We start from the raw sequence: 13,012 nt of genomic DNA on the forward strand, positions 1-13,012 counted from the left end.
AAGTATGGGTTTAAGTCCCTTCCGCAACTCGTTGTCCCAACTGTACATTCAAAGGTCCCGATTCCAGCTAATGAAAAACCGACTGTGGTGCAATGTCAGTACCCATAGACTTCTTGTCGACGTTTGAAAGCCTTCTGGCTACCTTCAAGAATAGTGCAGACAATATCTTTGGTCTCAGTGGTGTCGATTGACCCACGGTCCCTGACCACCGACACGTCGCTGGCACCGCGCAGCGGAATGATTAGCTCAGCGTCCCCAAGCACTGCAATGTTGGGATTGTGCGTCACGATGATGACCTGCCGATGCTCCTTGATGCTGCGCAGCGATCGAACAACCGTTTTGTAGATAAACTCGCCATCGAGGTTGTCTTCCGGCTGATCGATGATCAAGGGCACTCGGCTTTTGGAGAACAGCAGTACCGTCAAAAGGATTGCCTGCTGTTGGCCGAGCGAAAGCTTGGCGAAGTCGCGGACCCGATAGCCTTTGGTGCCGTCGGCATTCTCGACAACCTGCGTCACTTTGATTTCTGGTCGGTCTTCAAACGCGATGCGCTCCAATGCGCATTTGGCCTCCCACTCTGATAGCCTCGCAATGATGTCGCCAGCGTCGGCCTTCGAGAACACACGGTTGCCGTTAGTATCATTCAACTGTTCGAGTATCGATGCATCCTTCGCATTGACGGCAACAAGGAGTTGAGCCGGCGAAATCATGGCGGCAATGAGCGCTGAACGTGGAACCTGAGAAGTTCGCCAGTTCATCGTGGTCTTGATCAGCTCTTCCATATCGGGAGAGAGCAAGCCTTCGTAGAACTGGAACTTGACGCGGTAATCGACTACTGCAGCGGCCAAGTTTCCATTCATCGTCGTCGCGAAGGCCTGACGAGCATTGAATATCCTGGCGCGGAGGGTGGAGCGCTCCTGGATCAGGCGCCGGCGCTCCTTGAAGGCTTCCAGTTGCTTAGGCTGGATCTTCTTAAGCTCGGTCAGTCGCGCTTGCAAATCGGCGGCATCCTTCGTGACCTTGCGGATGAATGCCATGTCCAGCTTGACATTCTGCTTCTCCAAATCGCGGCGTATCTCTTCGATCCTTTCCTGGGTCGCTTTTTCGCGCGTGACCCAGCCTTGAAGCTGCGCTGCGATCTTATCGTTCGCGACGACGACCTTCTGCTTAAGATCGCCAGCGAGCATGTCGATTTCAGTCGCAAGACCGTCAACGAGCGCCTTGACCACGTCAAACTCTGCCTTGCCGACAGCAAGGGCTTCGCCATCAATGTCGGCCGTTAATCTGCGCAGCCCCCCACCTCCAAGGCTGTCGGTGATGGAGGTGAGAAGCTCGGACAGATTGCGCTTCAAGCCGTCGCGGAAGCGCCGCTCCTTTGCCAGCTTCTCCTCCAGCTCCACTACCTCGCTTGCGTTCTGCTTTTTCAAGGCCGCCACCTGCGTGTCCGCAATACCCTTGGCCTTTTCCGTAGGCTCTATCTGGTTGATGCTCTGCTGCAGCGTCTCAAGTAACGTCTGGTTTGCTAGGATCGCCTCGCGTAGCAACTCGTCTTGCTTGCGCAGTTCACCAAAGTCGATAAATCCGTCCAGGAATCGGAGGAGGATGGACGGGTCGGTGTCGCAGTGCTGGATCGTGTCAGCCGTTTCGCCTTGTCCATAGCTTTCGATCGCAACGGCCGTCGGTCCTTCCGGATCGGAATTCGTCACATCGCAAAGCTTGTTGCGCGTCAGCGTATGGCGTTCTCCCACCTCGTCCTCGTACACGAGCGAGATGGCGTCGGGCCAGACCTCCGAGTCAATGATCGAGCTTTCCGCGGCGTTTCCAGACGCCGCACGAAGTGATTCTAGGAGCGTTGACTTCCCCGCCCCACGCCCACCGATGACGCAGGTCAGATTCGGGCTGAAATGCACAACCTGATTCTTGAGGAAACCACCTTCCAGCTTTATCCCCACGAACCTCGGTACGGATGCGGGGATAAGATCTTCGAGTCGCACACGCGCGGTCGCGTCCTTGAGGGCGATCCGCAGCGAGGCGAAGGTTAGAGCCTCCATCTTCAACCTGGTCAGCTTCCTGTTGCCGCTGGCGTTGCGGCCGAGCGCGTTGAGTGTGTGCGCATCTGACGACATTACCTTCGCTAAGTCTACCCCTTCCTCAAGACCGAGTGCCGCGCATCGTGCGACGGCGCAGTTCCTTCGGTTTGGGTCGGCATCGTCGTGGGAGAACATCGCGCTGTTAGATGCGTTGGCAATTTCCAAGCCCAGCAGGTTGGCGCAGTTGAAAACTGCCTGCTTGAATGCATCGAATTTCGGAGCCGCCTTCTCCAGGCCGCTATCCAGTTCAATGTGCGCGCAAATGCCGAAGCCGTTGAATTCGGCCGCAAATTGCAGGCACTGCGGGACGGTGTTGTGGCAAACCTTCCGGTCATCCGAGATCGTCAGCTTGCCATAGAAGCGTTGTAGCTGGTCAGGAGTTTCAAAGTAGACAAGTAGGTGTCCCTGGGGCGTGGACAGTTCGACGCCGGGCACAACAAGTAGGTTTTTGCCCTGAGCGTAATTCAGCGCCGACCGAACATTCCCGATCTGGTTGTGATCTGTGATGGCGATAACGTCGAGCCGCTCAGCGATAGACGTGTCCACGATAGCTTCGGGCGTCATCTGTGCATCCGAAACATCGTAGGAACCTTCGGGCCCGAACGAATGGATGTGAAGGTCCGCGCGCCGAAACAGCGCCCCGTTGGATTCCTTCTGAATTTCTTGTAGCAAGGACACGGCTTTTCCCCCCTTGGAAAGTATCAGAAGGTTACCAAGTCTTCATGCTGCTTGTCTGGCTACAGGCGCTCTTGGATGACCATTACGTTTGAAAGCCCCCTGTTCTGCTATTCGGAACGTCCTTTGTCGACACCACTACGCCTATCGGCCAGACGAAAATCCAACTTGAAGCTGTCTAGAAACTGGGACGCCCGACGTGACAAGTTTCGAAGGGCCACTTTGGGTCGGTAGCAGCCCGTCGTGACCGGCTCCAATCGACCCTGAGCTGACATCTAAACCACTGAAGCATAGGTATCCGAGTTGACTGATCTGTTAGAAGTCGAGGTTATGAGCGCAAAGGTACAAGTGATCTACGAACCTGCACCTGCTCCAGTCCGTTTTCGTCGAGAAATTCTCGTACACCTTGTTCTAACAAATCATCGCTTTCTGGACCTAGCACTACTTCGGAGATTTCCAATGGGAAATCACGATGCTCGGATGGGAGGACCTGCGTCGAAGGAAGGTAAGGGATGAGCTTGCCGCGCGCAGCTCGAAAAGAGCGTTTAGGGCTTTTCTCTCCGAGCTTTTTAAAGAGCTCAGGCATGTCAATGAACGTGAGTCGATACTCGTTTTCAGCTCGGAAGGCTGGATCTTTGAAGATAGTGGCAAGTTCAACTAACTTATCTAGCGTGTGATACACGTCAGGAATGCGTTCGAGTCTGTTCCCCCGCAAGTCCGCTTGAAACGCGGAAACAAGGTGGTGAACATAGATTTCTACCAGCTTCTTTTGAGTGCTTGGGTCGTACTCAACTGCTTGAAGCAAACCCTGATTTACGTGGAGCGATAGAGATTGCACTGGGAATCCAACAGCAATAGGACCGTACGCACGCCACTGACTAAGGCTGTCATCCTCGCCCGAGAATGACGTAATGTAAATCCGCTGTCTGTCACCGCCAAGCTGCTCCTTCCAAGTCGAGAGGAGATCGCGGACACTTTCGTCGGATTCAGTCTCGAGTAAGGCGCTCACGGTCTCAAGGACAAGGTCCAGTCCATAGCGCACCTCACGACGGTCATTCAAGTAAGCGAACTCGGTCATCCAGACAGATCGGTTACTCACGATGCCGACAAAGCCTTCCAGTGAGGTGTAATGGTAGACCGTGGCCGGAAAGGAATTCGGAACTAGCTTCAGTCGTCTAGCCTCATCCCAAAATATTCGAGTTGTCTGAAACCAGTTCGGTAGAGTGCTACTTTCCCAGCTGTAGTAGGCGCTGCCCAACGGAGAATGCCACTCTCGTCTCTTCCATCGCGTTGCCTTACTGCCTGCAATCAGAGGCTCCTCCTCAAATTCATCCTCACGAACTCCATTGGTGCATCCAGGGAATGCACAAGGAAGCTGGCCGATGACGCCGTGCTCGGCACACTTATTAGTGGATAACAGACTTAAATTGATACGGTGCATGAGTGAGGTCTAACTAAATTTAGGTTTCGAGACTAGTACTTATTATGAGTCATCAAGGGCCACTGATGGAATAACTGCTCCTGGCCGTTAGCAGACGCTCATTATTGAATACATCTTGCTCTACCTACATCCCGCTCACGGCAAGAACATACTACTCAAACCAATAAGGTTAGACATCAGAGGCTGACAGTTACGTCGGAGCCCGTATGCGTAGCAATCCGAGACTTATCCGCTCCGTCGAGTCCTGCATGGTTTGTTGTCCACAAGCCTCCATGGGATATGGCGCATAAATTTTCGAGCGCTGTGGAGTTTTATCACCCCGCCACGCCATCTCCGCCACTCCCTGCAAATGCACAATCAAATGCCGGCTCGCAGCCTCCACCTCACCCTGTTCGAACAAATCCAACCGGTTCGCCCAGTCCTGCATCGTCACCCTTCTCTGCTCCACGTATTGCGCATGGTTGTAAACCGCTCTGATCCGATTCGGATCGGCATGCGACAACTGTGCATCCACCCATACCCGCGGATAGCCAATTTCATTTAACGCTGTCGACAGCGTGGCTCGCAGTCCATGTCCAGTCAGGCGACCGTCGTACCCCATGCGCTTCAATGCAAAGTTAACGGTATTCTCGCTCATGCGGTCCGTCAGCCGTGCCACGCCCGCGAACACATATTTCTGTGCAGGCTTGAACGCATCCAGCACCTCACGAACAACCTGCTGCGCCTGAAGAGATAACGGCACGATGTACGGTGGAATATCACCGACCCGCACACGCCGCCGTCTAGTCAGCATGTTGCGTTGCTTGAGCGAGGCCGCAGGTATGATCCACAAGCCACGTGCCAGGTCGAACTGGTCAGGCGTGGCCAGCCGCAACTCCCCCGTACGCACGCCGGTCAACAGCAACAGCCGAACTGCCATTTGCGTCACCTTTCTTCCCTGGTAGACACGCAAGTCCCTCAAGAACGACGGCAACTCTTTGATTATCAAGAACGGATTGTGCCGAACCGGCGGCAGCGGGACCGCCACCACGTGCAAGTCCCGTGCAGGGTTGTTCTCCATGTCGGGTACCACCACCACGGCGTACTCGAACAATTGCCGCAGCCACGTGCGCATCTTCTCTGCGACTGACAGCGAACCCCGCGCCTCGATGCGCCCGATTACCTCCAGCAGATGATGCTGCGTAATTTCATGAATGGTCATTCTGCGCAGCGCCGGGATCACGTCTTTCTGGAACACCCGTCGGATCTGCTGCAATGTGCTTTGCCGCCCCTCCTCCAGCACCAGCATCCGATGCGCCAGCCACTTCTCATACACCCGCATGAAGGTGTACTCGCCCGCCAGCCGAGCAGCCTGCTGCTTCTTTTTTCGCGCAAGCCTGGGATTGATGCCTTTGGCGATCATCGCCCTCGCCTCTACCCGCATGGCCCGCGCCTCACGCAAGCTCAGTTCGGGATACGTACCGAAAGACATCCGTGACCGCTTGCCGAGCCACTGGTAGCGGAAATGCCAGGCCTTGCTGCCCTGGGCCGACACGAACAACGACAAGCCGTCGTAGTCGCCCAGTGTGTAGACCTTCCCCGTTGCCTTGGCGTTTCGGATATGTACGTCAGTCAGCACCACGCCTGCTCCCCAAATCCCAAATTAGACGGGATCGGAGCCATGGTCGCCGCAGCGTCGCGCGGCGGACAGAAACAATGCGACATGCCGGCCCCCGTACTGATGGGCCAAAAAATGTACCTGAATAGGGGTGCTAGAGAGGCATTTTTCCGATCCCGACAGCATCAGGGATGAAAAAATATCATTGTAATTCAATCACTTGGAATCACTTCCCAAAGTGACAAACCGGGTATGGAGCGCTACTTGGAGCGGGTGATGGGAATCGAACCCACGCTTGAGGCTTGGGAAGCCGCCGTTCTACCATTGAACTACACCCGCTCGGGTGTCGTGCCCTCGGCGCAAAGCCGAAGCAGAGGCGGCGATTATAGCGCGCCTTTTTTCATCGCCGCTGGCCGCCGCCGCCCTGCTGCAACAGGCCCTCAGCCTCAAGGTTGTAAATATGTCCCCAATTTAGTGCATCTGGGCGACAGCGGCATGCCGGACCTGCCACTACAATTCGGGCTATGAATACGAACACCCCCGAAAACAACCCCGCAGCCGCCTCGGCCCCGGCTGCCGCAAGCGCCCCCGCGACGCCTGGCGGCGAGCCCTCGGCTGCCGCCGTCTCCCCGGAAACGCAGGCGGCGCTGGCCAGTACCGCCCACGCGCCCAACAGCCCGGGCGCGACCCATATCCGCAGTTTCGTGCACCGCCGCGGCCACATCACCCAGGGCCAGTTGGCCGCGCTCGAGCGCCTGATGGGCCAATGGTCCATTCCCTATGCGCCGCGCCGCCTGGATCCCGCCGCCGCCTTCGGCCGGCAGGCCCCGACGGTGCTGGAAATCGGCTTCGGCATGGGCGAGACCACCGAGAAGATCGCGCTGGCGCGCCCGGACGACAATTTCCTGGGCGTGGAGGTGTTCAACGCTGGCGTGGGCTCGCTGCTGCGCCGCATTGAAGACTCCAATATCCCGAACCTGCGCATCATCCAGCACGACGCGGTGGAAGTGGTGCGCGACATGATCGCCCCCGATTCGCTGGCCGGCGTGCATATCTATTTCCCCGATCCGTGGCCGAAGAAGCGCCATCACAAGCGCCGCCTGATCCAGCCCGCGTTCATCGCGCTCCTGGCCAGCCGCATCGCGCCGGGCGGCTACATCCATTGCGCCACCGATTGGGAAGACTACGCGGTGCAGATGCTGGAAGTGCTGGGCAATGAGCCGCAGCTTGCGAATACCGCGGACGGCTACGCTCCGCGCCCCGATTACCGCCCGCTGACCAAATTCGAGAACCGCGGCCTGCGACTGGGCCACGGCGTCTGGGACCTGATCTTCAAGCGAGTCGCCTGATGCTATACCCGCCCATCGAACCCTACCGCCAAGGCACGCTGGACACCGGCGACGGCCACCAGATCTACTGGGAACTCTGCGGCAATCCGCAGGGCAAGCCCGCCGTGTTCCTGCATGGCGGCCCCGGCAGCGGCTGCTCGCCCGTGCACCGGCAGCTGTTCGATCCGCAGCGCTACAACGTGCTGCTGTTCGATCAGCGCGGTTGCGGCCGTTCGCAGCCCCACGCCAGCCTGGAGAACAACACGACCTGGCATCTGGTGTCCGACATCGAACGTCTGCGCACCGAGGTCATGGGCGCGGAAAAGTGGCTGGTGTTCGGCGGGTCCTGGGGTTCGACGCTGGCGCTGGCCTATGCGGAAACGCACGTGTCCCACGTCAGCGAACTGGTGCTGCGCGGCATTTTCGGGCTGCGGCGCGCGGAGATCCACTGGTTCTACCAGGAAGGCGCGTCGTGGCTGTTCCCCGACCGCTGGGAAGAGTACCTTGCGCCGATTCCGGAAGATGAGCGCGGCGACCTGGTCGCGGCGTATCACAAGCGCCTGACGGGCGACGACCCGGCCGAGCAGTTGCGCGCCGCCAAGGCCTGGAGCAAATGGGAAGACAGCACCATCACGCTGCTGCCCAGCCCGCGCCACCAGCAAAGCCATGCCGCCGACCGCGCCGCGCTGGCGTTCGCGCGCATCGAGAACCACTACTTCGTGAACCGCGGCTTCATGGAAGAAGGCCAGCTGATACGCGATGCGCACAAGCTGCGCGGCATTCCGGGCACCATCGTGCAGGGGCGCTACGACGTCTGCACGCCCGCGCGCACCGCCTGGGACCTGCACCGCGCCTGGCCCGAAGCCGAATTCCACCTGGTCCCGGATGCGGGCCATGCGTTTGACGAACCCGGCACGTTGGCGCGGCTGATCGCCGCCACCGACGGCTATGCGCGATAACTGAGGAGACCTGCATGCACATCACCCTGAACGGAGACGCACGGGAGTTTCCCCTGGACACGACCGTGAACGAGCTGCTGGAAGCCCTGGGCTATGCCGGCAAGCGCGTGGCCGTGGAACGCAACGGCGAAATCGTGCCCAAGAGCCAGCACGCGCAGACCGCGCTGACGGACGGCGACCAGATCGAAATCGTGGTGGCCGTGGGCGGCGGCTGACACCGGCGCCGCGCTGAAACACTGCCAAGACAAGGGCCGCTGCGATAGCGGCCCTTGTCGCATGTAGCCGCGCGCCCGATGCGGTTTAGACCGATCGCGGCGCATTCCCTGCAAACTGACCAGCATTCTTGCGTAGTCTGCCGACAGGCTAGCAACCTGTTACACGTTAACCCCTCGTCGCCCGGGGAATGTGCGAGTCATAATCGTTCCTGCTGGTTTCGTACGTTCGTCTTGCTGTTGTTCTAGCGTTGCACATCGCCCTCGCGGGGCAGAGGAGGCATCATGAACACCGCAGTCATCATCAACCTGATCATCCAGCTTGTCGCCGGCGCTGCCGCAGGCAATGGCTTGGGAAAGATGCTCCAGCAGTTCAATCTGGGTCCGTTGGGCAATACCATCGCAGGCGCCATCGGCGGCCTGGCAGGGGGTTCCTGGCTGGCTCCGATGATCACCGCCGGAGCGAACGCGGTTGCAGCAGGCAATACGGGACTGGATCTTTCCGCGATCGCCAGCAGCGTGGTCGGCGGCGGCGTCGGTGGCGCCGTGCTGACCTTGATCGCCGGCATCGTGCGCAAAATGTTCATGGGCCAAAAGCCCTGATGGCACTTGTTTCTCTCACCGCAACATAGATAAAGGAAACACTATGGGTCTGCTCAATTTCATCAAGGACGTTGGAGAAAAGCTCTTCGGCGCCAGCGAGGCCAAGGCCGCGACGGCGGACGAATTGAAGAAAGAGCTCGATAAGCACGGCCTGAATGCCGACGGCTTGCAGATCTCGGTCGATGGCGACAAGGTCACGGTGGCGGGCGAGGCCCTCAGCACTGAAGCGGCGGAGAAAATCACTCTGGCGCTGGGCAACACCGTGGGCGTGGCCCAGGTGGACAACCAACTGAAGGTGAAGCAGGCCACCCCGGAAGCCAAGATGTACACGGTGCAAAAGGGCGACAACCTGTGGAAGATTGCCGAAGCGCAATACGGCAAGGGCCAGGGCGCGAAGAACAACCTGATCTTCGAAGCCAACAAGCCCATGCTGACCAGCCCCGACAAGATCTACCCGGGCCAGGTGCTGCGTATCCCGCCCCTGTCCTGATCATTGCCGTAAATCGGACAGGCTGGAAGGCACCCATGCGCTTTCCGGCTTGCATCGCGGCAGGCGCCCCCTGCTAGCCGCGATTACTTGGCCAGACGCAATGTCTGGCCATTTTTTTTGCCTGCGTCTCCAATGAAAAATGCCCCTTTCGGGGCATTCCTGTCCGATGCAAGAAGGCCTTTTTCCGCCGGGCCGCCCCAAGGAAAAAGACCCCCTCGGGGGGCAGAGAGCTCACGCAGTGAGCGAAGCGTGGGGGCATCTTTTCCCGCCGGGCCGCCCCAAGGAAAAAGAACCCCCTCGGGGGGGGCAGGAAGCGCACGCAGTGCGCGCGCCGTGGGGCATCATTTCATTCCAAAGCGGCCCAGGCCCTTCATGCCGCCCATGGCGCGCATCATCTTGGCCATGCCGCCCTTCTTCATCTGCTTCATCATGCCCTGCATCTGGTCGAATTGCGCGAGCAGGCGGTTGACTTCCTGCACCGGCACGCCGGAGCCAGCCGCGATGCGACGCTTGCGCGAGGCCTTGATGAGCTCGGGCTTGGCGCGTTCGGCCGCCGTCATGGAGTTCAGGATGCCTTCGGTGCGGCGCAGCTGCTTTTCAGCCTGGCCGCCCTGCAATTGGCCGGCAGCCTGTTGAAACTGGGCGGGCAGCTTTTCCAGCAGCGAGCCCATGTCGCCCAGCTTCTTCACCTGGCCAAGCTGGTCGCGAAAGTCGTTCAGGTCGAACTTGTTGCCCGACTTGATCTTCGCGGCGAGCTTCTGGGCTTCGGCGATGTCGATGTTCTTCTGGGCCTGTTCGACCAGCGAGACGATGTCGCCCATGCCCAGCACGCGCTGCGCCATGCGCTCGGGATAGAACGGCTCCAGGCCATCGAGCTTTTCCGAGACGCCGACGAACTTCAGGGGCTTGCCGGTAACGTGGCGCACCGACAGGGCCGCGCCGCCGCGGGCGTCGCCGTCCAGCTTGGTCAGCACCACGCCGGTCAGGGGCAGCGCTTCGGCAAAGGCGCGCGCGGTGTTGACCGCGTCCTGGCCCTGCATGGCGTCGACCACGAACAGCGTTTCCACCGGCTTGACCAGGTCATGCAGCGCGCGGATTTCGCGCATCATGGCTTCGTCGATGCCCAAACGGCCGGCCGTGTCCAGGATCAGCACGTCATAGTGATGGCGGCGCGCGTGGTCCACCGCGTTACGGGCGATGTCCTCGGGCTTCTGGCTGGGGTCGGACGGCAGGAAGTCCACGCCCACCTGTGCTGCCACGCTCTTCAGCTGATCGATAGCGGCCGGGCGGTAGACGTCGGCGGACACCACCAGCACTTTCTTCTTGCCGGTCTTGCGGCCGTGCTGGGTGTGCTGGCCTTCGCTGAGCCAGCGCGCCAGCTTGCCGGTGGTGGTGGTCTTGCCGGCGCCCTGCAGGCCTGCCATCAGGATGACGGCAGGCGGCTGCACCGCCAGCGACAGTTCGCCGGAGTCGGCGCCCAGGTCGCCGCCCATCAGGGCGGTCAGTTCCTTGTGGACCACGCCCACCAGGGCCTGGCCCGGGCTGAGGCTGCTGGCGACTTCTTCGCCCAGCGCCTTTTCCTTCACGCGCGCGACGAACTCGCGCACGACGGGCAGTGCCACGTCGGCTTCCAGCAGCGCCATGCGCACTTCGCGCAGCATCTCCTGGGTGTTGGCCTCGGTCAGGCGGGCTTCCCCGCGCAGCGTCTTGACGACGCGCGACAGGCGTTGAGTTAGGTTATCGAGCATGAGAGGCGTTTCCGCTTAAACTAGTTGATTGAACGGTGGCCGCAGGCGCGGATTCTGCGCTTTCGGGCGGCATGCGCCCCAAGGCCCCATCCAGACAACGGTTTCTATGTCACTAGGCATTGTATTTCACACGGCGGCTGCCTTGGCGTACGCGGTGCTGGGAGGGTCGCTTTGGATCCGCCTGGCCCGTGGCGGCGGCGTGGAACAGACCGGCAAAATCGCCCGCCTGTGCCTGCTGGGTGCCCTGGTTCTCCATGGAATCGGGCTGCAACAATCGATGCTGGGGGCCCAGCATCTGTTCATCGGGTGGGCGTTGGCCCTGTCCGCGGCCATCTGGCTGGGCATGGTGGTGTTCTGGCTGGAAAGCCTGCTGGTGCGCATAGACGGCCTGCAATTGCTGCTGCTGCCGGCAGCCACCATCGCCAGCGGCCTGGCCGCAATCTTTCCCCAGGGCCAATTCGTGCCCCATGCCAACGACGCGTGGCTGCGCGTCCACCTGCTGATCGCCCTGGCGGCCTACGGCCTGATCACCATCGCCGCGCTGCACGCCATGATGATGGCGCTGCTGGACCGCCATCTGCATCGCCCGCTGGAAGCTCCCGCCGAACGCAGCATCGTCGGCCGCGTGCTGGACTCCCAGCCGCCGCTGCTGGTGCAGGAACAGCTGCTGTTCCGCATCATCTGGATCGGCTTCATCGTGCTGACGCTGGCCGTGGGCACGGGTTCCGTGGCGTCCATGAAGCTGACGGGCAAGATCCTGCCCTTCGACCACAAGACCGTGTTCACGCTGCTGTCATGGCTGACCTTCGGCGTGCTGCTGGCCGGCCGCCACGTCTGGGGCTGGCGCGGCCGCGTCGCCCTGCGCTGGACGCTGACGGGTTTCGGGTTCCTGATTCTGGCCTATACCGGCAGCCGGTTCGTGCTGGAAATGATTCTGCATCGAGGTTGACGTGGGCAAGTTGCTGTTCTGGATTGTTCTGATCATCCTGGTGCTGTTCGTGGCCCGTCTGGCGGGCCGCATGGCCGCGGCGCGGCAAGCCGGCCAGCAGGGCGCGAAAAAGCCCAAGGCCGATGCGCGCGGCCCCAAGCCGCTGGAGTCCATGGTGCGCTGCGCCCACTGTGGCATCCATCTGCCCCGGTCCGAAGCCTTGCAGCAGAACGGCCAGACCTGGTGCAGCTCGGAACACGCGCGCCTGGGCCCGGCCCGGCACTGATCCGCCTGATTAGAGGCTTGCCGCCCTGCACGGCATAATGCGTGTTGGAAACCACACGCATGCTCTCTTCCCATGGCCTTGCTTCTGGATCGTCATGGCTGGCTGGCGCCAGCCCCGGGTGTTTCGCTCATGCCCTCCCCCAACTGCGACGCGCGCCCTGCCGGCGCGCAGGCGTCGCTGCTGGTGCTGCACAACATCAGCCTGCCGCCGGGGCGATTCGGCGGCCCTGAAGTCGCGGGGCTGTTCCTGAATACGCTGGACTACGGTTCGCATCCCTGGCTGGAACGGCTGCGCGGCCTGCGCGTGTCGGCGCATTTCTTCATCCGCCGCGACGGCAGCATCATCCAGTTCGTGTCCACCGACGAACGCGCCTGGCATGCGGGCGTGTCGCGTTTTGCCGGCCGCGAACGCTGCAATGACTTTTCCATCGGCATCGAGCTCGAGGGCACGGATACCCTGCCCTATGCCGAAGAGCAATACCTGGCGCTGCGCAAGCTGACGCCGGCTCTGCGCGCGCGCCATCCGCTGGCCGCCGCCTGGGGCCATGAACACATCGCCCCGGGCCGCAAGACCGATCCCGGACCCGCTTTCAACTGGACGCGCTTCTCGCGCGACAGCGGCTTTGCACGGCGGCAGCTGCCGCCCGTCTGACACT

At 60.6% G+C, this 13,012-nt stretch carries 11 protein-coding genes, 1 tRNA gene and 1 pseudogene; 8 read left to right on the plus strand and 5 right to left on the minus strand.

Annotation, left to right across the window (positions count from 1 at the left end):
• Positions 1 to 95: 95 nt before the first annotated feature.
• The 4 genes and pseudogenes from DXK93_RS14875 to DXK93_RS14890 form a co-directional block, all read right to left on the minus strand.
• Positions 96 to 2,768, minus strand: coding sequence for a TrlF family AAA-like ATPase (locus DXK93_RS14875; RefSeq protein ID WP_119450462.1), 2,673 nt, complete (start codon positions 2,766 to 2,768; stop codon positions 96 to 98).
• 325 nt (positions 2,769 to 3,093) lie between these two features.
• Positions 3,094 to 4,206 carry a DUF2971 domain-containing protein gene (locus DXK93_RS14880; protein WP_147400246.1) on the minus strand — a complete coding sequence of 371 codons (1,113 nt, stop codon included), beginning with the start codon at positions 4,204 to 4,206 and terminating at the stop codon, positions 3,094 to 3,096.
• Between the two features lie 337 nt (positions 4,207 to 4,543).
• A pseudogene (locus tag DXK93_RS14885) lies at positions 4,544 to 5,827 on the minus strand (tyrosine-type recombinase/integrase); the annotation flags it as partial.
• Between the two features lie 241 nt (positions 5,828 to 6,068).
• Positions 6,069 to 6,142 (minus strand) — tRNA-Gly (locus DXK93_RS14890).
• A gap of 185 nt (positions 6,143 to 6,327) precedes the next feature.
• Between DXK93_RS14890 and trmB the strand changes: the two genes are divergently transcribed.
• From trmB to lysM, 5 genes are all read left to right on the plus strand, one after another.
• Positions 6,328 to 7,152, plus strand: coding sequence for a tRNA (guanosine(46)-N7)-methyltransferase TrmB (gene trmB, locus DXK93_RS14895; protein ID WP_175180506.1), 825 nt, complete (start codon positions 6,328 to 6,330; stop codon positions 7,150 to 7,152).
• A complete protein-coding gene (gene pip / locus DXK93_RS14900; RefSeq protein WP_054459347.1) occupies positions 7,152 to 8,090 on the plus strand; it encodes a prolyl aminopeptidase in 939 nt (312 codons plus the stop codon). The genes trmB and pip overlap by 1 nt, the downstream gene beginning before the upstream one ends.
• Before the next feature lie 14 nt (positions 8,091 to 8,104).
• Positions 8,105 to 8,305 (plus strand): sulfur carrier protein ThiS, encoded by a 201-nt coding sequence (gene thiS / locus DXK93_RS14905; RefSeq protein WP_054459345.1) that lies wholly within the window; start codon positions 8,105 to 8,107, stop codon positions 8,303 to 8,305.
• 282 nt (positions 8,306 to 8,587) lie between these two features.
• Positions 8,588 to 8,905 (plus strand): hypothetical protein, encoded by a 318-nt coding sequence (locus tag DXK93_RS14910; RefSeq protein WP_054459343.1) that lies wholly within the window; start codon positions 8,588 to 8,590, stop codon positions 8,903 to 8,905.
• Between the two features lie 43 nt (positions 8,906 to 8,948).
• Positions 8,949 to 9,395 carry a peptidoglycan-binding protein LysM gene (gene lysM / locus DXK93_RS14915; RefSeq protein ID WP_054459342.1) on the plus strand — a complete coding sequence of 149 codons (447 nt, stop codon included), beginning with the start codon at positions 8,949 to 8,951 and terminating at the stop codon, positions 9,393 to 9,395.
• Between the two features lie 341 nt (positions 9,396 to 9,736).
• Here the strand turns inward: lysM and ffh are convergent, their stop codons facing one another.
• Positions 9,737 to 11,143, minus strand: a complete 1,407-nt coding sequence (gene ffh, locus DXK93_RS14920; protein ID WP_054459340.1) for a signal recognition particle protein — start codon at positions 11,141 to 11,143, stop codon at positions 9,737 to 9,739.
• 106 nt (positions 11,144 to 11,249) lie between these two features.
• Here ffh and DXK93_RS14925 point away from each other — a divergent pair, with 106 nt between their 5' ends.
• The 3 genes from DXK93_RS14925 to ampD all read left to right on the plus strand — a co-directional run bounded on the left by DXK93_RS14925 (position 11,250) and on the right by ampD (position 13,008).
• Positions 11,250 to 12,092: an inner membrane protein YpjD gene (locus tag DXK93_RS14925; protein WP_054459338.1), complete on the plus strand. Its 843-nt coding sequence runs from the start codon at positions 11,250 to 11,252 to the stop codon at positions 12,090 to 12,092.
• Between the two features lies 1 nt (position 12,093).
• The gene (locus DXK93_RS32000) at positions 12,094 to 12,357 is read left to right on the plus strand and encodes a PP0621 family protein (RefSeq protein ID WP_158598561.1); all 264 of its coding nucleotides are present in this window, start codon (positions 12,094 to 12,096) and stop codon (positions 12,355 to 12,357) included.
• A gap of 72 nt (positions 12,358 to 12,429) precedes the next feature.
• Positions 12,430 to 13,008, plus strand: coding sequence for a 1,6-anhydro-N-acetylmuramyl-L-alanine amidase AmpD (gene ampD / locus DXK93_RS14930; RefSeq protein WP_119450465.1), 579 nt, complete (start codon positions 12,430 to 12,432; stop codon positions 13,006 to 13,008).
• Positions 13,009 to 13,012 lie beyond the last annotated feature (4 nt).

The organism is Achromobacter sp. K91 (genome assembly GCF_003576205.1).
GTDB lineage: Bacteria > Pseudomonadota > Gammaproteobacteria > Burkholderiales > Burkholderiaceae_B > Achromobacter > Achromobacter aegrifaciens.